At 69.5% G+C, this 22,632-nt stretch carries 25 protein-coding genes and 3 pseudogenes; 19 read left to right on the plus strand and 9 right to left on the minus strand.

Annotated elements, in window-relative coordinates:
* Positions 1-106 precede the first annotated feature (106 nt).
* The 4 genes from ACZ4WS_RS40080 (at position 107) to ygfZ (ending at position 2,644) form a co-directional block, all read left to right on the plus strand.
* Positions 107-682, plus strand: coding sequence for a heme-binding beta-barrel domain-containing protein (locus ACZ4WS_RS40080; RefSeq protein ID WP_467750658.1), 576 nt, complete (start codon positions 107-109; stop codon positions 680-682).
* Between the two features lie 142 nt (positions 683-824).
* On the plus strand, positions 825-1,148 hold the full coding sequence (locus tag ACZ4WS_RS40085) for a response regulator transcription factor (protein WP_467988074.1): 324 nt from the start codon (positions 825-827) through the stop codon (positions 1,146-1,148).
* 9 nt (positions 1,149-1,157) lie between these two features.
* On the plus strand, positions 1,158-1,580 hold the full coding sequence (locus tag ACZ4WS_RS40090; protein WP_467988075.1) for a Fur family transcriptional regulator: 423 nt from the start codon (positions 1,158-1,160) through the stop codon (positions 1,578-1,580).
* Between the two features lie 98 nt (positions 1,581-1,678).
* Positions 1,679-2,644 (plus strand): CAF17-like 4Fe-4S cluster assembly/insertion protein YgfZ, encoded by a 966-nt coding sequence (gene ygfZ / locus ACZ4WS_RS40095; protein ID WP_467988076.1) that lies wholly within the window; start codon positions 1,679-1,681, stop codon positions 2,642-2,644.
* A 31-nt stretch (positions 2,645-2,675) separates the two neighbouring features.
* Here the strand turns inward: ygfZ and dtd are convergent, their stop codons facing one another.
* A complete protein-coding gene (gene dtd, locus ACZ4WS_RS40100; protein WP_467988077.1) occupies positions 2,676-3,101 on the minus strand; it encodes a D-aminoacyl-tRNA deacylase in 426 nt (141 codons plus the stop codon).
* Positions 3,102-3,275: 174 nt separating this feature from the next.
* Between dtd and ACZ4WS_RS40105 the strand changes: the two genes are divergently transcribed.
* From ACZ4WS_RS40105 to ACZ4WS_RS40115, 3 genes are all read left to right on the plus strand, one after another.
* Positions 3,276-3,920, plus strand: a complete 645-nt coding sequence (locus ACZ4WS_RS40105; protein ID WP_467988079.1) for an RsiG family protein — start codon at positions 3,276-3,278, stop codon at positions 3,918-3,920.
* Positions 3,921-4,180: 260 nt separating this feature from the next.
* The gene (locus ACZ4WS_RS40110; protein WP_467988080.1) at positions 4,181-5,170 is read left to right on the plus strand and encodes an asparaginase; all 990 of its coding nucleotides are present in this window, start codon (positions 4,181-4,183) and stop codon (positions 5,168-5,170) included.
* Between the two features lie 236 nt (positions 5,171-5,406).
* Complete coding sequence (locus ACZ4WS_RS40115) at positions 5,407-6,702, plus strand: GNAT family N-acetyltransferase (RefSeq protein ID WP_467988081.1); 1,296 nt, start codon at positions 5,407-5,409, stop codon at positions 6,700-6,702.
* A 192-nt stretch (positions 6,703-6,894) separates the two neighbouring features.
* On the opposite strand, the gene ACZ4WS_RS40120 is transcribed toward ACZ4WS_RS40115, so the two are convergent.
* Positions 6,895-7,080 (minus strand): hypothetical protein, encoded by a 186-nt coding sequence (locus ACZ4WS_RS40120; protein WP_467988083.1) that lies wholly within the window; start codon positions 7,078-7,080, stop codon positions 6,895-6,897.
* A gap of 213 nt (positions 7,081-7,293) precedes the next feature.
* On the opposite strand from ACZ4WS_RS40120, the gene ACZ4WS_RS40125 reads away from it, so the two are divergent.
* A complete protein-coding gene (locus ACZ4WS_RS40125) occupies positions 7,294-8,202 on the plus strand; it encodes a winged helix-turn-helix domain-containing protein (RefSeq protein ID WP_467988084.1) in 909 nt (302 codons plus the stop codon).
* A gap of 44 nt (positions 8,203-8,246) precedes the next feature.
* On the opposite strand, the gene ACZ4WS_RS40130 is transcribed toward ACZ4WS_RS40125, so the two are convergent.
* Positions 8,247-8,435 (minus strand): hypothetical protein, encoded by a 189-nt coding sequence (locus ACZ4WS_RS40130; protein ID WP_467988085.1) that lies wholly within the window; start codon positions 8,433-8,435, stop codon positions 8,247-8,249.
* Between the two features lie 164 nt (positions 8,436-8,599).
* Between ACZ4WS_RS40130 and ACZ4WS_RS40135 the strand changes: the two genes are divergently transcribed.
* From ACZ4WS_RS40135 to ACZ4WS_RS40145, 3 genes and pseudogenes are all read left to right on the plus strand, one after another.
* On the plus strand, positions 8,600-9,478 hold the full coding sequence (locus ACZ4WS_RS40135) for a GntR family transcriptional regulator (RefSeq protein WP_467988086.1): 879 nt from the start codon (positions 8,600-8,602) through the stop codon (positions 9,476-9,478).
* Positions 9,427-10,215 (plus strand): HAD family hydrolase, encoded by a 789-nt coding sequence (locus ACZ4WS_RS40140; RefSeq protein ID WP_467988088.1) that lies wholly within the window; start codon positions 9,427-9,429, stop codon positions 10,213-10,215. Before ACZ4WS_RS40135 ends, ACZ4WS_RS40140 begins: the two co-directional genes overlap by 52 nt.
* Positions 10,212-10,430, plus strand: a pseudogene (locus ACZ4WS_RS40145) (GntR family transcriptional regulator); the annotation flags it as partial. The gene ACZ4WS_RS40140 and the pseudogene ACZ4WS_RS40145, both read left to right, overlap by 4 nt.
* 279 nt (positions 10,431-10,709) lie before the next feature.
* Here ACZ4WS_RS40145 and ACZ4WS_RS40150 read toward each other — a convergent pair.
* Positions 10,710-10,904 carry a hypothetical protein gene (locus ACZ4WS_RS40150; RefSeq protein ID WP_467988089.1) on the minus strand — a complete coding sequence of 65 codons (195 nt, stop codon included), beginning with the start codon at positions 10,902-10,904 and terminating at the stop codon, positions 10,710-10,712.
* Between the two features lie 220 nt (positions 10,905-11,124).
* On the opposite strand from ACZ4WS_RS40150, the gene ACZ4WS_RS40155 reads away from it, so the two are divergent.
* Together ACZ4WS_RS40155 and ACZ4WS_RS40160 are read left to right on the plus strand one after the other, a co-directional pair.
* Positions 11,125-11,946: a winged helix-turn-helix domain-containing protein gene (locus ACZ4WS_RS40155; protein WP_467988090.1), complete on the plus strand. Its 822-nt coding sequence runs from the start codon at positions 11,125-11,127 to the stop codon at positions 11,944-11,946.
* 175 nt (positions 11,947-12,121) lie between these two features.
* Positions 12,122-14,140, plus strand: coding sequence for a phosphotransferase (locus ACZ4WS_RS40160; RefSeq protein WP_467988091.1), 2,019 nt, complete (start codon positions 12,122-12,124; stop codon positions 14,138-14,140).
* Here ACZ4WS_RS40160 and ACZ4WS_RS40165 read toward each other — a convergent pair.
* Positions 14,094-15,065 carry a zinc-binding dehydrogenase gene (locus ACZ4WS_RS40165; RefSeq protein WP_467988092.1) on the minus strand — a complete coding sequence of 324 codons (972 nt, stop codon included), beginning with the start codon at positions 15,063-15,065 and terminating at the stop codon, positions 14,094-14,096. The genes ACZ4WS_RS40160 and ACZ4WS_RS40165 overlap by 47 nt on opposite strands.
* 139 nt (positions 15,066-15,204) lie before the next feature.
* Here ACZ4WS_RS40165 and ACZ4WS_RS40170 point away from each other — a divergent pair, with 139 nt between their 5' ends.
* Complete coding sequence (locus tag ACZ4WS_RS40170; protein ID WP_467988094.1) at positions 15,205-15,810, plus strand: TetR/AcrR family transcriptional regulator; 606 nt, start codon at positions 15,205-15,207, stop codon at positions 15,808-15,810.
* A 68-nt stretch (positions 15,811-15,878) separates the two neighbouring features.
* On the plus strand, positions 15,879-17,948 hold the full coding sequence (locus tag ACZ4WS_RS40175; protein ID WP_467988095.1) for a HelD family protein: 2,070 nt from the start codon (positions 15,879-15,881) through the stop codon (positions 17,946-17,948).
* A gap of 1 nt (position 17,949) precedes the next feature.
* On the opposite strand, the pseudogene ACZ4WS_RS40180 reads toward ACZ4WS_RS40175, so the two are convergent.
* Together ACZ4WS_RS40180 and ACZ4WS_RS40185 are read right to left on the minus strand one after the other, a co-directional pair.
* A pseudogene (locus tag ACZ4WS_RS40180) lies at positions 17,950-18,066 on the minus strand (short-chain dehydrogenase); the annotation flags it as partial.
* A gap of 19 nt (positions 18,067-18,085) precedes the next feature.
* Positions 18,086-18,973 carry a sigma-70 family RNA polymerase sigma factor gene (locus tag ACZ4WS_RS40185; RefSeq protein WP_467988096.1) on the minus strand — a complete coding sequence of 296 codons (888 nt, stop codon included), beginning with the start codon at positions 18,971-18,973 and terminating at the stop codon, positions 18,086-18,088.
* Between the two features lie 106 nt (positions 18,974-19,079).
* Here ACZ4WS_RS40185 and ACZ4WS_RS40190 point away from each other — a divergent pair, with 106 nt between their 5' ends.
* Positions 19,080-19,841, plus strand: a complete 762-nt coding sequence (locus ACZ4WS_RS40190) for an SDR family oxidoreductase (RefSeq protein ID WP_467988097.1) — start codon at positions 19,080-19,082, stop codon at positions 19,839-19,841.
* A gap of 3 nt (positions 19,842-19,844) precedes the next feature.
* Positions 19,845-19,976 (plus strand): annotated as a pseudogene (locus ACZ4WS_RS40195) (ATP-binding protein); the annotation flags it as partial.
* A 38-nt stretch (positions 19,977-20,014) separates the two neighbouring features.
* On the opposite strand, the gene ACZ4WS_RS40200 reads toward ACZ4WS_RS40195, so the two are convergent.
* Together ACZ4WS_RS40200 and ACZ4WS_RS40205 are read right to left on the minus strand one after the other, a co-directional pair.
* Positions 20,015-20,584: a TIGR03086 family metal-binding protein gene (locus ACZ4WS_RS40200; RefSeq protein WP_467988098.1), complete on the minus strand. Its 570-nt coding sequence runs from the start codon at positions 20,582-20,584 to the stop codon at positions 20,015-20,017.
* A 121-nt stretch (positions 20,585-20,705) separates the two neighbouring features.
* Positions 20,706-20,879: a hypothetical protein gene (locus ACZ4WS_RS40205; RefSeq protein ID WP_467988099.1), complete on the minus strand. Its 174-nt coding sequence runs from the start codon at positions 20,877-20,879 to the stop codon at positions 20,706-20,708.
* A 198-nt stretch (positions 20,880-21,077) separates the two neighbouring features.
* On the opposite strand from ACZ4WS_RS40205, the gene ACZ4WS_RS40210 reads away from it, so the two are divergent.
* Together ACZ4WS_RS40210 and ACZ4WS_RS40215 are read left to right on the plus strand one after the other, a co-directional pair.
* Entirely contained in the window at positions 21,078-21,656 is a 579-nt protein-coding gene (locus ACZ4WS_RS40210; RefSeq protein ID WP_467988100.1) for a carboxymuconolactone decarboxylase family protein, read from the plus strand.
* Positions 21,653-22,519, plus strand: coding sequence for an RNA polymerase sigma-70 factor (locus ACZ4WS_RS40215; protein WP_467988101.1), 867 nt, complete (start codon positions 21,653-21,655; stop codon positions 22,517-22,519). The genes ACZ4WS_RS40210 and ACZ4WS_RS40215 overlap by 4 nt, the downstream gene beginning before the upstream one ends.
* Positions 22,520-22,632: the final 113 nt, after the last annotated feature.

A 22,632-nucleotide genomic window follows, 5' to 3' on the forward strand; every position in this document is an offset into this window, starting at 1 on the left:
GCCGGGCTGACCGTGAAGAAGCTGTACCAGGGCCAGCGCTGACCCCCATCCAAGACGCCCCCTCACAGACGCCCTCTCACAGACGTACGAGACTTCTGAGCTGCTCATGATCGAGATCCCGTCGGACCTCCACAAGGACCTGGTCCCCCTCGCCTTCCTGCTCGGCAACTGGGCCGGGGCGGGCGTTCACGACTTCCCCGGCTCCGAGAAGTGCAACTTCGGGCAGGAGGTCACCTTCACCCATGACGGGCGGGACTTCCTGGAGTACCACTCGCACACCTGGGTGCTCGACGCCGACGGGAACAAGGTCAGGCCGCTGGAGACCGAGTCCGGCTTCTGGCGCGTCGACGGCAACCGCAAGGTCGAGGTCGTCATGACCCGCGACGACGGTGTCGTCGAGATCTGGTACGGCGAGCTGGCCGACAAGAAGCCGCAGATCGACCTGGTCACGGACGCCGTGGCGCGGACGGCCGCGTCCGGTCCCTACAGCGGCGGCAAGCGGCTGTACGGGTATGTGAAGAGCGACCTCATGTGGGTCGGCGAGAAGCAGACCCCCGAGGTCGAGCTGCGCCCCTACATGTCCGCGCACCTGAAGAAGGTCGTCACCCCCGAGGACGTCGAGCGCTGGGCGAAGGCCCTGCCGGACGACATGCCGGACGACGGGATCGCGTTCTTCAAGTAGGACGCGCCCTCATCGGCCAAGCGCGTCAGCCGGGCCCCGTCAGCCAGGCCCCATCGGCCGGGCCCGGCAGCCAGGACGCCTCTTAAGCAGCGCACAGGGAAAGTTCACGCTTCTCTGATCCGGGGCCGGTAACTCTGCGAGAGTGACCGGCCCCACTTCCATTCCCGCTGCCGCCAAGGTGCTCGTCGTCGACGACGAGCCAGACGTCTGCGAGCTGCTCGCGGAAACGTTCCGGCTGGCCGGCTTCGACGTCACCGCCGTCGGCAGCGGTGTCGCCGCGCTGAACACCGCGTACGCCGATACCCCCGACCTCGTCGTCCTCGACGTACGCCTCCCGGACTTCGACAGCCTGGAGGTGGCCCGCATCCTGCGCGGCGCCGGATACGACGTCCCGGTCGTCTTCCTCCCCAAGCCCTTCAGCCTCGAGAACATCGTGACTCGCGTCAGAAAGATCCTGGCGGCCTAGACTGGGCGCGTGGTGAGCACCGACTGGAAGAGTGATCTGCGGCAGCGCGGTTACCGGCTGACTCCGCAGCGGCAGCTTGTGCTCGAAGCGGTGGACACGCTGGAGCACGCCACCCCGGACGACATCCTGGTTGAAGTGCGCAAAACGGCGTCGGGGGTCAACATCTCGACGGTCTACCGGACCCTGGAGCTCCTCGAAGAGCTCGGTCTGGTCAGCCACGCGCACCTCGGGCACGGCGCGCCGACGTACCACCTCGCCGACCGGCACCACCACATCCACCTGGTGTGCCGCGACTGCACGAACGTCATCGAGGCCGACATCTCGGTCGCCGCCGAGTTCACCGCGAAGCTCCGCGACACGTTCGGCTTCGAGACGGACATGAAGCACTTCGCGATCTTCGGCCGCTGCAAGGACTGCGCGGCAAAGAAGTAGCCGGAGAAGTAGCCGGAACAGCGGCCCAACAAGTAGCCCAACAAGTAGCGCCCGCAAGAAATAAAATCGGCGTCTACTGGGTCGTAGGCTATGTGGATATGAAGAGCCCCCTGCTGTCCCTGCCCGGCGCCGTTCCCGCCGAGGGCGTGGACGAAGCCGTCGCCGCGCACTACGGCGACCTGTTCCGCGAGCAGCGCGCCCTCGCCGACGGCACCGGCTTCGTGGATCTCTCGCACCGCGCTGTCGTCACCGTCACCGGTGACGACCGGCTCAGCTGGCTGCACCTGCTGCTCACCCAGCACGTCTCGGACCTCCCGGCGGGCCGCGCCACCGAGGCGCTGATCCTCTCCGCGCACGGCCACATCGAGCATGCGCTGTATCTCGTCGACGACGGCGAGACGGTGTGGATGCACGCGGAACCCGGCACCCAGGACGCGCTGGTCGCGTACCTGGAGTCGATGAAGTTCTTCTACCGGGTCGAAGTCGCCGACCGCACGGCCGACTTTGCCGTCGTACACCTCCCGGCCGGTTCCATCGCCGAGGTGCCGGAGGGCGTCGTCGTCCGCGAGACCCCGTACGGGCGTGACCTCTTCCTCCCCCGTGCGGACCTGGAGTCGTACGCGGAGAAGGGCGGCCCGGCGGCCGGGCTCCTCGCGTACGAGGCGCTGCGCGTCGAGCATCACCGCCCGCGGCTCGGCTTCGAGACCGACCACCGCACCATCCCGCACGAGCTGGGCTGGATCGGCAGCGCGGTGCACCTCCAGAAGGGCTGCTACCGCGGCCAGGAGACCGTCGCGCGCGTCCAGAACCTGGGCAAGCCGCCGCGTCGGCTCGTCTTCCTGCACCTCGACGGGAGCGAGGTCCATCTGCCGCCGCACGGCACGGAGCTGCGCCTCGCGGCCGACGGTCCGGACGGGCGCAAGATCGGCTTCATCACCACATCCGTACGGCACCACGAGCTGGGCCCGATCGCGCTGGCCCTGGTGAAGCGGAACGTGCCGCTCGACGCGCCGCTGGTGGCGGACACGACGGCGGCGGCGCAGGAGGTCGTGGTCGAGCCCTAGGGCTCACACCTCACACCTCACACCTCACACCTCACATCTCCAGGAGCACGGTGAACGGGCCGTCGTTCGTCAGGGAGACCCGCATCTGCGCGCCGAAGCGGCCCGTCGCCACCGTCGCGCCCAGGGCGCGGAGTTGGGCGACCACCTCGTCGACGAGGGGCTCGGCGATGTCGCCGGGGGCGGCGGCGTTCCAGGTGGGGCGGCGGCCCTTGCGGGCGTCGCCGTACAGGGTGAACTGGCTGATGACGAGCAGCGGTGCGTCGATGTCGGAGCAGGACTTCTCGTCGGCCAGCATGCGAAGGGACCAGAGCTTGCGGGCCAGTTGGGCCGCCTTCTCCTTGGTGTCCTCGTGGGTGACCCCGACAAGGACGCACAGCCCCTCGCCGCTGATCTCGCCGACCGTCTCGCCGTCCACGACGACGCTCGCGCCGTCCACTCTCTGCACCACCGCACGCATGCGGACCATCATGCCGTGCGAGCCCTTCGCGTGATTTCCGGGGGTCGCTACCCCCCCATCTGGGGCTGATCAGGGGCACTCGGTCACATAGCGACCACTTGGGGTGGCACGATGCGGTGTGTTGCGGTGCATCCGTGGGGTGGACCGCGCCGGTCGAGGGGACGGTAGAGGCACATGAGCACACCGAGTACCGGGCAGCAGCCCGGCGCCGTGTCACTGACCCGTACGAGCCCATGGGCGGAAGGGATGACGGCCCGGCCGCCGGCGCAGCGCACCGACAGCCCGCTGCCTGCGGACGAGCCCCCGCACGACCTGGCCGTGCTGCGGCTGCCCGAGCTGCGCGTGCTGCGCCGGGACGCCCAGCGGGACGAGGCCGACCTCAGCTACGTACGACGGCTGCTCCAGGGGCGTATCGACATCCTGCGGGCCGAGCTGGCGCGCCGCGGGGGGCTTCGGGCGCCCTCGGGGCAGCTGTCGCTCGCCGTCCCGGAGGAGCCGTCCGTCGTGGAGCGGCTCCCGGAGATCCTGACGGACGCGCCCGCCCGGCACCGTTCGTCGGCCCGCCATGTGACGGTGGGCACGCCGCACGGCGAGGAGTACCGGCGGCTGGCCGCCGACATGCTCGCCGAGGTCGAGCTGTCGGACCTGGAAGCCCGTACGGACGACGAGCTGGGCGCGGGGATGGGACGGCTCGTACGGTACGAGCAGCAGGTCTCCCGGCGGCGCCAGCAGCTCCAGCGCACGGCCGACGATTGCAGCGCCGAGATCGCTCGCAGGTACCGTGAAGGCGAAGCACAAGTAGACGACCTGCTCATGTGACGCGACGGTCCCGGCGATCCCGGGGGTGCGCGGCGGCCCTCTGGGGCTGGGTTCGGGTCCGGTCTCGGGTTGGATCTCGGGTTCGGTCCCCGGGTCCGGTCCCGGGTTCGGTCTCGGGTTCGGGAACATCCCGGGCTCCTGGCCGGGTTCCGTGGTTCCCGTTGGCTCGGGAAGGCCCGGTTCACGGCCGTGCGGGATCGGTCCGGGGACGGACCGGTCCGGCCGCCTGGGTGGGTCCCCGTCCTGGAAGGCCACCGCCGATGTCCGCCGCCCCGATATCCCTCATACCTTCCGCGTCCGCCGCACTCCCCGAACGCCCTGTCCTCGCCGAGGTCGTGCGTTCCGGCTTCGTCGAAGGTCACCATCGGGGCAGCCTGGTGCTGCTGGCCGCGGACGGGTCGGTCGAGCTGGCGCTCGGCGATGTGTCCGCGCCGGTCTTCCCGCGCTCGTCGAACAAGCCGATGCAGGCGGCCGGTGTCCTGCGCGCGGGCCTCGACCTGGCCGGGGAGCGCCTTGCCCTCGCCGCCGCGAGCCACTCCGGGGAGACCTTCCACCGCGATCTCGTCCAGCAGATGCTCGGCGAGTACGGGCTGACGGCCGCGCAGCTCCAGTGCCCGCCGGATCTGCCGCTGGACCCGGCGGAGGCCGAGGCCTACCTGGCCGCGGGCGCCGTCCGCGACCGGGTCACCATGAACTGCTCCGGCAAGCACACCGCGATGATCGCGGTGTGCGCGTTGCGGGGCTGGCCGACGGAGTCTTACCTGGACCCCGGCCACCCCCTCCAGCAGCTGATCCACTCCGTGGTGGAAGAGGCGGCCGGTGAGCCCGTCGCCGCGGTCGGTACGGACGGCTGCGGGGCGCCCCTGATGGCGATCACCCTCACGGGCCTGGCCCGCGCCTTCCGCACCTTCGTCCTCGCCGCCCCCGGCTCCGCCGAACGCCGCGTCGCCGACGCCATGCGCGCGCACCCCGAGTACGTCGCCGGCACCCGCCGTCCCGACACCTGGCTCATGCGGGAGGTCCCGGGCGCCCTCTCCAAGATGGGCGCCGAGGCCGTCCAGGCCGTTGCCCTCCCGGACGGCCGGGCCCTCGCCTTCAAGATCGACGACGGTGGGGGCCGGGCGCTGGGTCCTGTGCTGGCCCGAGCGCTGGGTCTGCTGGGCGTGGATGCCCCGGTGGTCTCGCGGATCGGCCGGGCGCCGCTGCTGGGCGGGGGCCAGGAGGTGGGAGAGGTGCGGGCGGCGTTCTGAGGGGAGTGGTTTTCGCCCCCGCCGCCCCTGCCCTCCCCCACTCTCGGCTTCTCCCCCACTCTCGACTTCGCTCGAGCGGGGGGACCCCCATGAGCGGGGGGACCCTCATCTTCCTGGGGCTCCGCCCCAGACCCCGCTCCTCGAACGCCGGAGGGGGCATCTCCAGCCCGTCCGGCGTTCGAGGAGCGGGGAAAACCCCCGCGACACCCCCACCGTCGTACACCTAGCGTGTCTCCATGACCCACCGCGCCGACATCGACGTACGAGCCATCACGGAGTCCGAGATCCCGGACTGGATCCGGGCGCTCAGCACGGGGTTTCTGCGCCCCCCGGCCGTGACGGAGAGCGAGATCGCGGACCGGAGTTCGTACATCGTGCCGGAGCGGACACTCGGCGCCTTCGACGCCGGCCTCCCCCACTCTCGACTTCGCTCGAGCGGGGGGACCCCCATCGTGGCGACGTTCAGGTCGTTCCCGCAGGAGCTCACGACGGTGGGCGGCACGCCGGTCCCCGCGGACGCGATCTCGAACGTCACCGTCACCGCCACCCACCGCCGCCGAGGCCTCCTCACCCGCATGATGGCGACCGACCTCGCGGCGGCGAAGGAGCGGGGCGATGTCGTCGCGACCCTCATCGCGGCGGAGTACCCGATCTACGGCCGGTACGGCTTCGGCCCCGCCACCAGCACCGCCGAGTGGACCATCGACGTGCCCAGGGCGGGCCTCGACCCCCGCTGGTCGGGCCCGGCCGATGGCGGCCGTATCGACCTCGTGGACGCCGAGGACGTCCGGAAGACCGGCCCCGAGCTGCACGAACGGCTCAGGCGCGGCCAGCCCGGCGCGGTCAGCCGCGACGAGCGCTGGTGGCGGCTCAACACCGGTGCGCCGGGCGTGAGCCTGTTCCACCCCTGGACGGAGCCGTTCTACGCCGTGTACCGCTCGGCGACCGGCGAGGTCGAGGGCATGGTCTCGTACCAGTCGGACGACAAGTGGGGTGACGCCAAGCAGCCGCTGAACACGGCGGCCGTGAACTGGCTGATCGCGGTGACGCCGGCGGCGGAGCGCGCCCTGTGGCAGTACCTCTGCTCGATCGACTGGATCACGAAGGTCAAGACCGGCTGGCGGGCCCCCGACGACCTGCTGCCGCACTTCCTGCCGGATCCGCGCGCCGCCCGCATCACCACGCAGGCGGACTGGCTGTGGGTGCGGATCCTGGATGTCGTACGGGCTCTGGAGGCGCGTACGTACGGGAGTTCGGGGACGCTGGTCCTGGACGTCACCGACCGGGACGGGCTGTCCGCCGGGCGCTACCGGCTGGACGCGGGTCCCGACGGCGCGTCCTGTGCGCCGACCACTGAGGGCGCCGAACTCGCCTTGGATGTAAGCGAGTTGGCTGCACTGTGGCTGGGTGACGAGTCGGCGGTGCGGCTCGCGGCGCTGGGGCGGGTGCGGGAAGAACGAGCGGGCGCCGCCTCCGTTGCCGACGCCCTGCTCCGCACGTCCAGGCGACCGTGGTGCCCGGACATCTTCTGATCTCGGCTGAGCGGGCCTCCTTCCGTGCGGACGATGACTGCTGATCCGTAGCGATTCAGTTGTGGTGATGCATTCAGTTGTGGCTGCGCATTCAGTTGTGGCTGTGCTGTGCGGTGTTACGGACTGACCGAGCTCCCGGCTCCCCTCCGGAAGGGAGCCCGGTCAGCCGGACTGCCGGACGGTGGCGCCCGATCAGCCGGACTGGGCGAGCAGCATCACGAGGATCACAGCTCCGATGCCGCTGATCATGGTGTTCTTGGCCTTGAGGCCGATGGACAGCGCGACGAACGCGATGATGCCCATCGGCCCGTACTTCCACTGGATGAGCTGTTCGAATCCGATGGCGAGGGCGGCGACGGCGAGGGCGATGAGCGGCATGCGGTCCCTCCTTGGGGACGGGGAGGCGGACCCCCGCTGGGGCCGTACGCCCGGTCCACCTGGTCGACAGGTGCGACTCTGGCGGCCAACCCCCGGGAAGCTTGACCATGTTGCTCAAGTTGGCGACCAACTTACTGATACTTATCTCCGCGTTGGGTCGACTCATAACCACCTATCAAGCAACTGCCCAAAGATGGCGGGAAGTTGTAGTGTTTGGTCGTGGACCCGGAACACGCCGCCGTCAATGGGCGGAACAGGTCACCACGGCCACTGAGGTCACACCTTGAGGTGGCCGACGAGCTGCGCAGCCGGATCAGGTCCGGTCAGCTGCGGGCGGGACAGCGCATGCCCACGCAGGCCAGGCTGGCGGACGAGTTCGGCGTAGAGCGCGGAGCCGTACGGCAGGCGCTGCGCATCCTGCAGTCGGAACGTCTGCTCGTGAACGTGTCCAAGGGAAGCCCGGCGACCGTCGCCGAGAGCTGGGGACAGGCTCTGACCGGGCCCGAAGCGCAGCCGCTGCCCACCACGGTGGCGCTCGGCGCGAGGATAACGGCCGCCTTCGGGGCTCCCCATGTGGAGATCGACGCACTGTGCCTGACGTCGATATCGCTCACCCTCGCAATGGGCGAGCCGCTCCGCCAGATTCACGCCGGGCGAATAAAACCGGCCAGGATCGACGTCCGTGTGCTGCTCCCCAGCAGCGACATCGATCTCGCCTTCCCGGCCGCGGTGGACGCGTCCGGCGACGACCGGCTCCAGCGCAACTGGCTCGCCAACCGCAACGCGCAGGGCCAGGTGCTGCGTCACAACCTGCTCGCCCTGCGCTCCACGCACGGTATCGACGTCCACGTCACCTTCCGCGCGCTCCCCTTCACACCACCCGTCAAGCTGTACCTGCTCAACGGGGCCGAGGCGCTCTTCGCGTACTACACCCTCACCAGGCGCGAGGAGGAGATCGACCACGTGCACCTGGAGATGTACGACGTCCAGGGCACCCAGTCCATGCTCTTCCCCTTCGCGCAGGGGGCAGGGCTGCGGGACACGACGTTCGTGGAGCAGTCCCACCTGTGGTTCAACGCGCTGTGGGAGACCATCAGCTCGGAGCTGCTGCTCACGAGCTGAGGTCTCCTGGGTGGGCTGCCGCGCACAGCATGGGGCGAGCCCCGTCAGAGAGCGGGGCCCGCGACCATCACGGCGAGGACGACCGCCCCTATGGAACTGCAGGTGGGGCTCTTGGCCTTGATCCCGATGGTGAGCAGCAGCAGTCCGACGATGCCTGTCGGACCGTACTGCCATTGGACGAGCTGCTCGAAGCCGACGACGAAGACGGCGGAGAGGAGGGCTATGACGGGCATGGTGGTTCCTCCTGACTGCTACGGGCGGGCTTGGCGAGGGGGAGGCAAAACTTCCGCCAACTTGGCCAAGTTGGCTACCAACTCTGATTAAGTTGTCCCCACTTGGCCACTACTCATAAACAACTCTCAAACAACTCCCCATAGATGGATGGGAGTTGTAGCGTTTGGTCGTGACCCAGGAGAACGTGGCAGTGAACGGCAGTAGAAGGCTCTCGCCCCAGGAGATCGCCGATGTCCTGCGGGAACGCATCCGCGCCGGAGACCTCAAGGCGGGCGACCGCCTGCCCACCCAGGCGGAGTTGGCAGAGGAATTCGGCGTGGAGCGCGGCACCGTCCGTCAGGCCCTGCGCGTCCTCCAGGACGACGGCCTCCTCAGCAACGTCAGCAAGGGCAGCCCCCCGCGGATCGCCGACGTACCTCCCATGCGGGACGAACCCCAGCCGACCATGGTGGGCCTGGCGCCGCGACTCGCCGAGGCGTTCTCCATGCCGCACGTCCACATCGACGCGGCGTGCCTCACCGCGGAGACCCTGATGCTGGCCCTGGGCGAGCCGGTCCGCCAGATCCACGAGGGCAAGATCCGCCCCGAGTCGATCGACGTACGCATCCTGCTGCCCTCCCGGGACATCACCCTCGCGTTCCCGGTCCCGGTCGAGGGCCGCGGCGAGGACGACGCCGTCCACAAGCGCTGGCTCGACCAGCGCAACGCCCAGGGCCACGTCCTGCGCCACAATCTCCAGTCACTCCGCTCCTCCCACGGCATCGACGTCCGCGTGACCTTCCGCGCGCTGCCCTTCACCCCACCGGTGAAGCTGTACCTCCTCAACGAGACGGAGGCACTGGTCGCCTACTACATGATCACCAAGCGCGAGGAGGCCGTGGACAGCGAAGTCCTGGAGATGTACGACGTCCTCGGCTCCAAGTCGCTCCTCTTCTCCTTCGAGAAGCGAGTCGGTCAACGCGACGCCGCCTTCGTGCAGGAATCCCAGAAGTGGTTCGACGCCCTCTGGGAAACCATCACCACGGACCTGACACTCTCCTAGTGACTTCTGATACGGCGCAGACTGAATCGGTGGCAGCAGAGACAGAGAAGTTGAGGCAAGTGATCACCCGCGCCCGCTTCGTGCTCTTCGACTTCGACGGGCCGATCTGCCGGTTGTTCGCGGGGCACTCGGCGGAGGACGTGGCGAAGAACCTGGTGGCGTGGCTGGAGCTGCAGGGGTTGCGGGAGCTGCTCACCGAGGCGGAGCGCGTCCATCCCGATCCGCATGTCGTCCTGCATGCCGTCGACCGACGGCATCCGGGCAGCGACCTGGTGGCCGAGCTCGAGGAGATGCTTACCCAGCACGAGCTGAAGGCCGTCCCCACCGCCATGCCCACGGCATTCGCTGATCCGCTGATTCGGACCTGGACCGCGGTGGGCGCCCGGCTGGCTGTGGCCACCAACAACTCCGCGCGCACGGTCTTCGACTACGTCTCACGCCGTGGCCTCGACGAATGCTTCGCCCCTCACATCTACGGACGTACCCGCGACCTCCACCTGCTGAAGCCGAACCCGTACTGCCTGAACCGGGCCATGAGCGCGATGGGAGCCGCCCCCGCCGCATCCCTGATGATCGGCGACGCGCCGTCGGACTTCCGTGCCGCCCAAGAGGCCGGCGTCTTCTTCCTCGGCTACGCGCGTAACGCGGACAAGGCGAAGAAGCTGCGTGATGCGGGGGCCGAGCTGATCGTGGAATCGCTGGAACCGGTGTTGAGGGTGCTGAAGGAGCGGCGTTGAATCCCGGCGGTGACTTCCTGCGCGTCTCGGAGGCGCTGCGTGCCCGCATGGCAGACGGGACGTATCCGCTGGGGGCCCGGTTGCCGGCGCAGCGCGAGCTCGCTGAGGAGTACGAGGTTTCGCGGGACACCGTGCAGCGGGCGTTGAGGGAACTGGGCAGCGAAGGCTGGATCGAGTCCAGGCGCGGCAGTGGGTCGCGTGTGATCAAGACGCAGCGCCTGCAGTCCTTGACTCCGAGGAGCCCGCGATCGGTCCGCCCCCCGGCCCTCGGGCCGATCGTCAGCAGAGCCTTCGAGTGCCCCGAAGTCACCCTTGACGTCCACACATTGACGTCCGAATCGCTGGACGCCCACATCCGGTTACAGGTGGAACGCATCCGTGCCGGTGAGATCGCTCCGCAGCGGATTGCCGCATCACGTCAAGGACCAGGACCCGGACTCTCCCGGATCCGTCCTGGTGGGCTGCATGCGGAGCTGGTTCGACTCGGTCTGGACTCAACTGGGCGTCTGAGCCTGAGCCATCAGCAGCATGAAGAGCACGGCTCCGACGGTCAGGAATGTCGCATTGCGGGCTCGGAGGCCGATGGTGAGCAGGCCGACGCAGAGCAGCCCCAGAATCCCGTAGCGAGTCTGGAGCAACTGCTCGATGCCGAGAGTCAGAACCGCCCTCAGCAGTTCGAAGAAGATCACGGGACCCCACCCCTGTCCATCTCTGAAGAATCGATCAACTCCCGGTCCAATTGGACTGGTTGCCTTGGATTGGTTGTTCCCTCCCGGTCATCCGGCTAATCAAGCGGAGGGCGTCGTGCCGGAGTTGACCGAAATTGGTTTGCCGGTGGACTGGTGGCGGTAGGGTCGGCATGTGGGTACCGGACGTACCGCCGACGAGGGCGGCAAGAGGTTTCACGAGGTGCTGGGCACCTTGGTCTCCCGCATCGCGGAGGGCGACTATCCGGTCGGAAGCTTCCTTCCGCCACAGCGTGAACTGGCCCAGCAGCTCGGGGTGTCCCGTGACACCGTCCAGCGGGTGCTCAGGCAGCTGGCCGACGAAATGTGGATCGAGTCCAGGCAGGGCAGCGGATCAAGGGTGCTGCGGTCGCAGACCGTCCAGTCGAGCACGCGCAGGAATGGCGCCGCGAAGGCCGTGTCCCTGCGCCCGCTGTTCGACGCGGCCTTCGAGAAGTCCGAGGTTGCGCTGGACGTGTTCACTCTGACGTCGGAAACTCTCGACACCTACGTGCGCATGCAGAAGGATCGCATCTGGGCGCAGGAGATCAAGCCGAGGAGCATCAAAATCCGCATGATGCTCCCGTCCGGCGACGTGCGCTTGCCCTACCCCTTCGCCAAGCATGCCCCTGACGATCTTCGGCCCGGGGAGAGGCTGAAGGTCATCACGGAACGTCACACGACTTCCCTGCGTGACACCCTGAGGGAAATCGACACGAATAAGTCGGAATTGACGGCAAAGGTGGATATCCGCCACGTCCCGCTTGTTCCCTATTCCAAGATCTACCTCTTCAATCGCGCCGAGGCGGTGACAGGACCGTACGAACCGGTCGAACACCGTACGGCCTTCGATGACGGCGACGTGGTGGACGTCGTCGACGTGATGGGCGTGGGCTCGACTCTGACCCACTTCGCCAAGGACGACGACCCGCTGTCCCAGGAATCGGTTCTCGTGAACGGCTGGCAGTCCTGGTTCGAATCGACCTGGAACCGTCTCGCCAAGTAACGACGAGCGCACTGAGACGTTAAATGTGCTGCGCGTCTCGGGCATCTGCGGCGGCTCTCGCTCAGAAGGGCGCCGCCACGGTCGTCCCAGCAGGCGCACGCCGCTAAGGTGTGCATCACTTTTCTAGTGAGTGCATCCCTTTTCGTGGTGTGGCGCGAGCATCTCAGGAGTGCGGGTGGCGATCGGGGCCTGGCCGGACGGTGAGTCGGCGGTCCTTGCTGCCGTCCGGCGTCGGGTTCCCCAGGTTCCCCAGTGCCTCGGCCCGTGCGGTCGCACCGGAGCGCACAGCTGCATCCAGGGCCAGGTTCTGGACGCCTGGTGTCCGGGCGAGAAGCCCGTTGACTCCTGGGTGGTCCTGGGACTCACCCAGTTTCTTGCGCAGCTGACTCAGGTGCGCAAGGAGACCCTGCCGCCGCTGCCCGCGGACTGGCGGCGCGACGAAAAGGACAGCCGGGCTTCTCTGCTGAAGCTGGCACAGCTGGCCGAGTCCCAGTTATTGCAGCCCAATTGGACCGAAGTCGGTGGGCTGTTCGCCGTACTCGGCGTCCCGGGCGACGCCCTGCGGAGGCTGGCCGAGCGCGTGCCCGCGATGGCCCGTCGGCCCTACGGTCTCCTGCACACCGATCTCGGCCGGGACAAGGTGATCGTCCTGGACACGGCCGAGCCCTCCGTGGTCTGTCTCGACTGGAAGGCCGCGACGTACGGAGATCCGCTGCACGGCCTCGTCAGCCACCTGGTCCGCATGCGGTATCCCCAGAGCCAGTGGGGCGAGGTGATCCGTGCGTGGAAGCAGGCCATGCAGCGGATCAGACCCATGGCGGTCAATGGTCTCGCCCGGGACTGGCGGCACTACGTCGACTTCGAGCGTGCCCGTGCCGCGTACACCGATGTGATCGACGCGGCGCGTTCCCTCGAGAGCTCGCTCGGCGAACAACGGCTTCAGAAGGCCGCGGGCGCGATCCGCAGGGCCCTGCGGGACGCTGCCGCCCCCCTCGGCCTGGCGCAGCTGCCCACGGAGGGCGAGGTCGAGCGCGCGCTGTTCCGCTGGCAGGCGTCACGTCTCGCGGGGCGGGGTGGAAGCCCGTCGGTCACGGCGTTCCAGTGGGCCCGGGACAAGCGCGTCGCGGAACGCGCGGATTTTCCGCCGGTCCTCGTGCGGGCCGCGCTGGCCGCGGAAGGCGCCGCCCCCGCCGACCGGGTGTTCAAGGGGACGGCCCATCTCAACTCCGTGGTGTCCGTGAACGGTTTCCCGCATCCGGTGGTGGTGCGTCGCAAGACCGTGGCTGTTGCCCGGCGCGAGAGAGGATTCCTGAGCGAACACGCCGTACTGAAGGTCATCGAGGACTCGGATCTCGGAGTCAGGGCTCCGAAAGTGCTCGCTCTCGGAGACGACGAGCTGGGCTGCCAGTTCGCGATCCACACCTACGAAGGCCCTTCCGACCGGCCGCCCAACCATCCCGTCCATGGACTGCTGCCCCATGATGCGGACCAACTCGTCGACCAGCTGGCCGCCTTGGCGCGAGTGAACTACTTGTCACTGGATCCCGCCGGCGGCAGCTCCGACTTCTACGGCTGGCTGAGCAAGCGGCTGGTCCGACTCGTTGACGACCTCCCCGCAGTGTCCAAGGACCAGGCCCGGCTGCAAGGGCTGCCGGACGGCCGCCTGCTCCGCAAGATCCTCGGTCGGTACAGGGTGGCCGAGCGCACCCCTGTCCTGCTGCACGGGGACCTCAACCCGTGGAACCTGGTACGGGACGGGCGCGGTACCGGGCTGGCGATCATCGACTGGGAGATGGCGATGATCGGCGACCCTCTGTACGACCTCGTACGCCATCTGCATCTGACGCCCACCCGGGCCGGTATCCGGCATCGCATTTTCGAGCGATGGAAGCAGAAGCTCCCGAAGGGCTGTGTCGCCGGGTGGGAGAACGACTGGCAGGTCTACCGGTGGATGGAGCAGGTCCGCTCGGCCTACGTCGATCTGGACCGGTTGGTGACGGGCGCCGCGCTGGACACGCCGAACGTGCGGCGCGCCCTCGACGCGTACGCGATGACGCTGGCGGCTGCCACGGGGTCCCTCGGACTGCGCACACGTCCGACACCCGCGCCGGCCCCGCCCGACGTTCTCCCCCTGACGCGCGCCTGCCTCACACCTCCAACACCACCTTCCCCACCACCCCCCGCCCCTCAATAGCGGCATGCGCGTCCCCCGCCCCCTCCAGCGGAAACACCTCGCCGATCACCGGCCGCAGGCGCCCCGCCGCAGCCGCCGCGAGGGCATCGGAGGTGAAGCGGCGCAGATCTTCGGGGCCGAACTGGACGTCCGCGATGCCGAAGAGCTTGATGCCGCGGGCGGCGGCCTCGTCCGGGTCGACGGGGGAGAAGGTGCCCGACGGTGCGCCGTGGGCCGAGAAGCGGCCGCCGTCGGCGGTCAGCGGGAATGCGGTGGCGCCGAGGTGGCCGCCCACGCCGTCCAGGACGACGTCGGCGGCCTCGTCGTCTCCGCCGAGCGCGTGACGGGCGGCAGCCGCCCAGTCCGGAAGCGTGGCGTCGATCGCCGCGTCCGCCCCCAGCTCCCGTACCAGAGCGAGCTTCGCCGCTCCCCGGGCCACCCCCACGACCCGGGCCCCGCGCGCGTGGGCCAGTTGGACCAGCAGGGTGCCCATGCCTCCGGAGGCGCCGAGGACGAGGACGCGGTCGGCGGGGCCGACGGCGGTCAGTTCCAGCAGGCCGGAGGCGGTGACGCCGTCGTGGACGAGGGCGGCGGCCGTGCGGAGGTTCAGGGAGGCCGGGACGATCGTGAGGGCCGAGGTCGCGGCGACGGCCCGTTCCGCGTAGCTGCCTGTCACGAAGGAGGTGACCCGGCGGCCCAGCCACTCCGCGGGGACGTCCGGGCCGAGCGCGCCGACGACACCCGACACGCCGCCCCCGGGGATGTACGGCGGCGTCAGCGGGAAGTGGTCGCGGCCCCAGCCCGCCCTCACCTGGGTCTCCACGAAGATCGTGTCCGCGTAGGCGACATCGATCACGACCTCGCCGGGTCCGGGGACCGGGTCCGGCACCTCCACCGGGACCAGCACCTCGGGGCCGCCGAACTCCTTCACCTGCGCTGCGAGCATCGGAACACTCCTAAGAACCTGAAGAAAACTGGAGAGAGCTGGAGAGAGCTGGAGAGAAGAGAGGTATTGCTCCGCAGTCTTCGACCTCAAGTCTGCTTGAGGTCAAGAGCGGCCCGGCGTGGTGCGTAGTCTCGGAGACATGGGTGAGATCGGGCTCCGGGAGCGCAAGAAGCAGCGGATGTACCAGGCCGTCTCCGACATCGCGATCGGGCTCTTCCTGGAGAAGGGGTTCGACGAGGTGTCCGTCGCCGAGGTGGCCGCCGCGGCCGAGATCTCCAAGCCGACCCTCTTCCGGTACTTCCCGGCCAAGGAGGACCTCGTCCTGTACCGGTTCGCCGACCATGAGACGGAGGCCGCGCGCGTGGCCGCGCAAGGGGCGTCCCCGCTGGGAGCGCTGCGGCGGCACTTCCTGGACGGGCTGGAGCGGTGCGATCCCATCACCGGGCTCAACGACCACCCGGGCGTTCTCGCCTTCCATCGGCTGCTGTACGGGACGCCCTCGCTCGCCGGCCGGATGTACGGGTACCTGGAGCGGTCCGAGGCGGCGCTCGCCGAGGCCCTGGGCGGCGACCTGGAGGCCAGGCTCGCCGCGGGGCAGATCGTGGCCGTGCAGCGCATTCTCGCCCTGGAGAACTGGCGCCGGATCGCGGCGGGGGAGCACCTGGCGGACGTACACCGGGACGCGGTCTCGGCGGCCGAGCGGGCGTTCGCGCAGCTCGAGGCCGGGCATCCGAGGTTCGCCTGACCCGCCGGGATCGCTATTACCAAGTAAAGAATTTAACTCGGTTACGTTATTCCGTTACCCTGGCTGGAATGACGTCACCCGACCCTGCCCTCGGCCCCGCCCTCGCCCACTCCCTCACCCGCGAACGCGCCTACCACGACACCTGTCGCGCCGCCCTCGCCGCCATGGTCGACGGTGCCGAGGAGCAGGTCGTCACCGGCGAGGACGTCTCCGCCTCCGGTGCCGACGCCGAAGTGCTCGGCTACCGGCTGCGCAGCCATGCCAAGGAGCTGCGCGAACTGCCCGAAGGCCCGCTGTTCTTCGGCAAGTTGGACTTTCGCACCGCTGACCCGACGGCCGGCGAGCACGCCGGGCAGAGCTACCACATCGGGCGGCTGCGGATCACCGAGCACCCCTCCGCCCCGCCCCTCGTCGTCGACTGGCGCGCACCCGTCTCCCGCGCCTTCTATCAGGCGAGCGCCCGCGACCCGCAGGGCGTCGCCGTCCGCCGCCGCTTCGGCTGGGCGCCCGGCAGCCACGGCGACTCCACCGACCTCACGGCACTTGAGGACGAGCATGTCGGGCAGGGCCCCCAGGGGGAGGGGCAGGGGCGGGCGCCTGAGAGCGGCATCCTTCAAGGTGAGATCGAGCGTCCCCGCGTCGGCCCGATGCGCGACATCGCCGCGACCATCCAGCCCGAACAGGACGATCTCGTACGAGGCGATCTCGCGGCCTCGGTCTGTGTGCAGGGCGCTCCCGGCACCGGCAAGACGGCCGTCGGCCTGCACCGGGCCGCGTACCTCCTCTACACGCATCCCCAGCGCATCCGCCGCGGCGGCCTGCTGATCCTCGGCCCCAACCGCACCTTCCTCTCGTACATCTCGGAGGTGCTGCCCGCCCTCGGTGAGATGAGCGTGCGCCAGTCGACGGTCGGGGACGAGATCGCCCGGCACCCCGTGACCGCACGGGACGACGAGCCCGCCGCCGTCGTCAAGCACGACGCCCGGATGGCGGAGGTGCTGCGCCGGGCCCTGTACGGACACATCAGTGTGCCCGTCAACTCCCTTGCCGTACCCGAAGGTTCGTACCGCTGGCGCGTCCCGGCCGACAAACTCCGCCGCATCGTGGACGACGTACGCGCCGAAGAACCTCCGTACGCCGTCGGGCGGGAGCGCGTTCGGACGCGGGCCGTGCGGCACCTGCAGGAGCAGGCCGAACGGCGCGCCGGGTCGTGTACGAACGCGTGGGTGCAGAAGATCTCGCGGGCGCGGGCCATGAGCGCGTACGTCGACGAGGTCTGGCCCAGGGTGCGACCCGAGGAGCTCCTCGCCCAACTCCTCACCGACACCGATGTGTTGGCGGCTGCCGCCGACGGTGTTCTCGACGCGGACGAGCAGAAGGCGATCCTGTGGGCGAAGCCGCCGCGTTCGTACAAGTCGGCGCGGTGGTCGGCCGCCGACCTCGTCCTCCTCGACGAGATCGCCGGGCTCATCGAACACCCCAAGAGTTATGGGCACTTGGTCATCGACGAGGCGCAGGACCTGTCGCCGATGGAGTGCCGGACGATCGCGCGACGGGCGTCGTTCGGATCGCTGACCGTGCTGGGCGATCTCGCGCAGGGCACCACGCCATGGGCGGCGCGGGAGTGGGACGAACTACTCGGCCACCTGGGGAAACCGGACGCCGCGGTGGTACCGCTGACGACCGGTTTCCGGGTGCCGGGTGCCGTCGTCGAGCTCGCCAACCGGCTGCTGGCGCGGCTGGACGTGGGGGTTACTCCGGCTCGATCACTGCGAGGGGACGGGGAGTTGCGGGTCCGGCAGGTGTCGGACGTACTGCCCGCGACCGTCGACGCCGTGCGCGGCGCGCTCGCGCACGAGGGCTCCATCGGGGTCATCGCCGTCGATACGGATGTCGTACGGGTGCGGGAGGCGCTGCACGCCGCGGGGATCACGGCCGCCGGACCCGACGAACTGGGCGCGCGCGTCACGGTGCTGCCCGCGACGCTCGCCAAGGGACTCGAGTACGACCATGTCGTCGCCGTCGAACCGGCCGCCGTCGCGGAGGCGGAGGCGCGCGGCCTGCACCGGCTCTATGTGGTGCTGACCCGGGCCGTGTCGCGACTGGATGTGGTGCACGCGCGGCCGCTGCCCTGGTGAGCTACCAGGGCAGCGGATGTCCGTCACGGAAGAAGCCGCCGGTGGGGCCGTCGTCGGGGAGGGCGGCCGCCCAGACGACGCTCGCGGCGCCCTCCGCGACCGGGCGGCCGCCCGGTCCCCAGGGGCCCGGAGTGAATTCAGGCGTCGAGTGCGGCGACTTCGAGTCGGCTGAGACGGTCCGGTTCCGCGATGACGTCGATTTCGGTGATGAGGCCGTCGTCGGTGAGGGTGAAACCGAGGACCAGGGAGAGGCGGCCGAGCGGGGCCATGGCGAGGCCGACCGTTCCGTCGAGGAGGGCGAGGCCGGTGAAGCGGGCGCGGCCCGTGGCGGCCATCGCGCCCTTGGCCACGGTGTGTGCGCCGCTGACGAGGACGGGTTCGGGCGTGGGGATGACGAACTGGTCGGCGCGGAGCACGACGTCCGGGTGGAGGAGGGCGACCAGCGCCTCGAAGTCGCCGCCTCGGGTGGCGGCCAGGAAGGCGTCGACGACCCGGCGCCGGCGGGTCAGATCGGCCTCGGGCAGCGGTGAGGCTCCCTTGACCCTGCGCCGGGCGCGGCTCGCGAGCTGTCGTACGGCGGCCGGGGAGCGTTCGAGCAGCGGGCCGATCTCGTCGAAGGGCACGGAGAACATGTCGTGCAGGACGAAGGAGAGCCGCTCGGCCGGGGAGAGCGTGTCGAGCACGACCAGCAGCGCCACCCCGACGGAGTCGGCGAGCATCGCTTCCTCTTCCGGGTCGCCCCCGTCCTCCGTACTGATGGCCGGGTCGGTCAGCCGTACGTCGAGGGGCTCCTCGCGCTGCCGTTCGCGCGTGCGGAGCATGTTCAGGCACACCCGCGCCACGACCGTGGTGAGCCATCCGGCGAGGTTCTCGACGTCGTCGGTGTCGGCGCGGCTGACCCGCAACCAGGCTTCCTGGACGGCGTCGTCGGCCTCGCTCGCCGAGCCGAGCATCCGGTAGGACACCGCCCGCAGATGCGCCCGGTGCTCCTCGAAACGCTCTGCCGGCCATGCGTTCTCGCGCACCGTGTCACATTCCTTCCTCGCGGGGTGTCAGAGAAGTAGAACACCGAGAAACCGCTGAGGGGACAGGGTTTTCGAACCTCCGGCCCCCACCACCCTGGGAGTAGCTATGACGTCAACCATCCTGGTCACCGGCGGCACGGGCACGCTCGGGCGGCTCGTCGTCCCGCTGCTGCGGGAGGCCGGCCGGGACGTACGGGTGCTCAGCCGGCACGCCCGCGAGGCCGCCGACGGCGTCGAGTACGTGGCCGTCGACCTGATCAAGGGCGAGGGGATCGAGGAGGCGCTGGACGGGGTCGGCACCGTTGTGCACCTCGCGGGCGGCCCCAAGGGCGACGACATCGCGACCCGCAACCTGGTGCGGGCCGCGCGGTCCGCCGACGTACGGCATCTCGTGTACATCTCGGTCATCGGGGCGGACCGGGTGCCGCTGGCCTGGCTGAGGTCGAAGCTGGACTCCGAGCGGGCCATCGCCGAGTCGGGCGTGCCGTGGACGACGCTGCGGGCCGCCCAGTTCCACGACCTGTCCCTGAAGATGGTGCAGGGGATGGCGAAGATGCCGGTGTTCCCGGTGCCGGGCGGCCTGCGCATCCAGCCGGTCGACGCGCGTGACGTGGCGGCCCGCATCGCCGAACTCGCCCTCGGGGCCCCGGCCGGCCTGGTGCCCGACCTCGCGGGCCCCAAGGTCTACAGCCTGGACGACCTGGCCCGCGGCTACCTCGAGGCCCGTGGCAAGCGCCGCCTGATGATGCCGGTCCGCATCCCCGGCAAGGCGGGCCGCGCGTACCGGGCGGGCGACAACCTGACGCTCGACGGCGCGGAGATCGGCAAGCGGAGCTGGGAGGACTTCCTGGCGGAGCGGGTGGGCTAGAAGACTGGATTCGATTCGATCATGCCGAAGACGCCGGCCACCGCCGCCGTCGACCGGCTCCTGCACCACGCGCACATCGTCCTGACAGAAGGCTCCTCGCTGCGGCTGACCCAGGCCACCAGCGGCCAGGGCGTAGCGTGGCTCCGGGGGCGGTCAGTTGCCCGCGATCGGTCTCACAGCTGCGGTGGAACCGGCCGGCCCAGAAACGCGGCGAGCCGATCGATGGCCGGAGCGGTCTCCTCGACGGGTTGCGGCTCGGCGAATCGTCCCGTTCGGGACTGGGCAGATACTTGGACCTGGACGAAAGCCAGGGCCTGCTCGGCAAGGTCTTCGGGCAGCCGGCCAGGGATTCCGGTGGCCTGGGCGAGGTCCCATCCGTGAGCGAGCAGATCGTACAGGCGGATCTGCAAGCGCTCGGCGCCCGTAGCACTCCCCAAGGGCCCGCGATAACTCCGCTCGAGAACCCCGGGACGGGCGAAGGCGGCCTGCAGCGAAGCACTGGAGGCCCGGTAGGCCCGGACCGGGTCGTCACCGAGGGGGTCCGCTCCACGCTCGGGCATCGGGCCACTCTCGAGCATGGCTGTGAACACCAGGTCCATGCCGACCAGATGGCGGACCACATCGCGTACGTTCCAATCCGTGCACGGCGTCGGCGCCTTCCATTGCTCGGGGCGGACCCCGGCGATCAGGTCGCCGACGGATGCGGACGCGCGTGCGAGATCTTCGACAGAAACGGTAGCCATCCGGGGAGGCTACGGCGTCATCTGCGAGGCCGCCCACGGGTTTTACGTTGGTCCGGCGAAGCCTGTCCGTCCGTCCGCCCAGCCCTACAGGCCTGCCCGCCACCAACCGAGGGATGAACAGTCACACAGCAGGCAGAGCCTTGCCCGAGGTCCCCGCAAGCCTGTGGATCGGAGCCCACACCGCTTCGTCGTCGACCAGACGGCTCAGGTCGGTCATCTGTACGCGCTCCAGCCAGTCCGAGAGGACCAGGGCCTCGTCAGGCGTGAGTCTGATGGTGATCTGCTCGTTCTCCACGGACAGGCCGTAGTTGGAGGCGCCCGCATGGAGAGGGCCGAGCCGGATCCGTCCGTGACCGGTCTCGCTGAAGGTGATCCCTTGGACCTGTGCGCGCCGACGATCTGTGCGCGGTGGCGATGGTGGTTGTCACATTCGCGGGACCGACGGTGTCTTCATGCCCAACAGGCCAACAGGCCACTGGATAAGGAGAACACCATGACACCGCGCATTCCGAAGGCGGAGCTCCCCACCGAGATGAGGGAAAACCTGATCAAGCAGCTTGGTGCCGTGCCCGAGCCCGTGGAGGTGGTATTCAACAACCCCGACGTCGCCACGTCCAACCAGGAGTTCTCGGCCAAGGTGGGCGCGTGGGATGCGGCCGACGCGAGCCTCAAGACGTTCGCGCACATGGCTGTTGCGGCGCAGGTCGGCTGCAGCTGGTGCCTCGACATCAACTACTTCGCGGCGCAGAACCAGAACCTGGACCTGGCCAAGGCGAGCCAGGTGCCGCGCTGGCGGGAGTCGGAGGTGTTCACGCCGCTGGAGCGGGAGGTGATGGAGTACGCAGAGGCCATGACGAACACGCCGACGACCGTCACCGACGAGCTGTCGGCGAGGCTGCTCGGCCGGCTCGGCCCGGCGGCGCTGGTCGAGCTCACCGTGTTCATCGGCTTTGCCAACCTGTCGACCAGGACCAACACGGCGCACGGGATTACGTCGCAGGGCTACTCCGATGCGTGCGAGATTCCGCTGGCCAAGCGTCCTGAGAAGTCCCGGGTAGCGTCGACAGCATGACCGAGGACCCGTTCGTCACCCATCGCAGCCTGCTGTTCACGGTCGCCTACGAGATGCTCGGGTCGGCGGCCGACGCGGAGGACGTGCTGCAGGAGTCCTGGCTGCGGTGGGCCGACGTCGACCAGTCGCAGGTGCGTGAGCCGCGCGCGTACCTCATCCGGGTCGTCACACGGCAAGCGCTCAACCGCCTGCGGACGTTGTCGCGCAGCCGCGAGGAATACGTCGGCGAGTGGCTGCCGGAGCCGCTGCTGACCAGCCCTGATGTCGCCGAGGACGTCGAACTCGCGGAGAGCGTCTCGATCGCGATGCTGACCGTCCTTGAAACGCTCGGGCCGACGGAGCGAGCGGTGTTCGTGCTCCGCGAGGTCTTCGAGATGCCGTACGGCGAGATCGCCGAGGCCGTCGGGAAGTCCGCGGCCGCGGTGCGGCAGATCGGGCGCCGGGCACGCGAGCATGTGACGGCTCGTCAGCCACGGGTGCAGGTGAGCCGGTCGGAGCAACAGGCCGTGGTGGAACGGTTCCTGGCCTCGTTGCGCACCAGGCAGTTGCAGGAGCTGATGGAGGTCATGGCGCCGGACGTGGTCCTGATCGCCGATGGCGGCGGGCTTGCGGCCGCCGCGCCGGCTCCGCTCCACGGGGCCGAACTGGTGGCGACGGTGCTCGCGCGCGCGGACCGTGTGGTGGACGCGTTCGAGACGACGACGGTGTGGCTCAACGGCGCGCCCGCGGGCCGGTTCGAGGTCGACGGCGAGCCCACCGCGGTGAGCCTCGTGGTGGAGAACGGGCGGGTCACCCGGATCTACCTGATGAGAAACCCGCGGAAGCTGACGCGGCTGGATGAACCGGCCGAACTCGCCAGGTAAGCCCGCTGATGCTCTGGCGGGGGGGGGGGGGGGGGGGGGGGGGGGGGGGGGGGGGGGGGGGGGGGGAGGAGAAGGAGGACGAAGAGGGGAGGGTGGAAGGAGGGGGGGAGGAG

This window comes from Streptomyces sp. NPDC029292, from assembly GCF_055569295.1.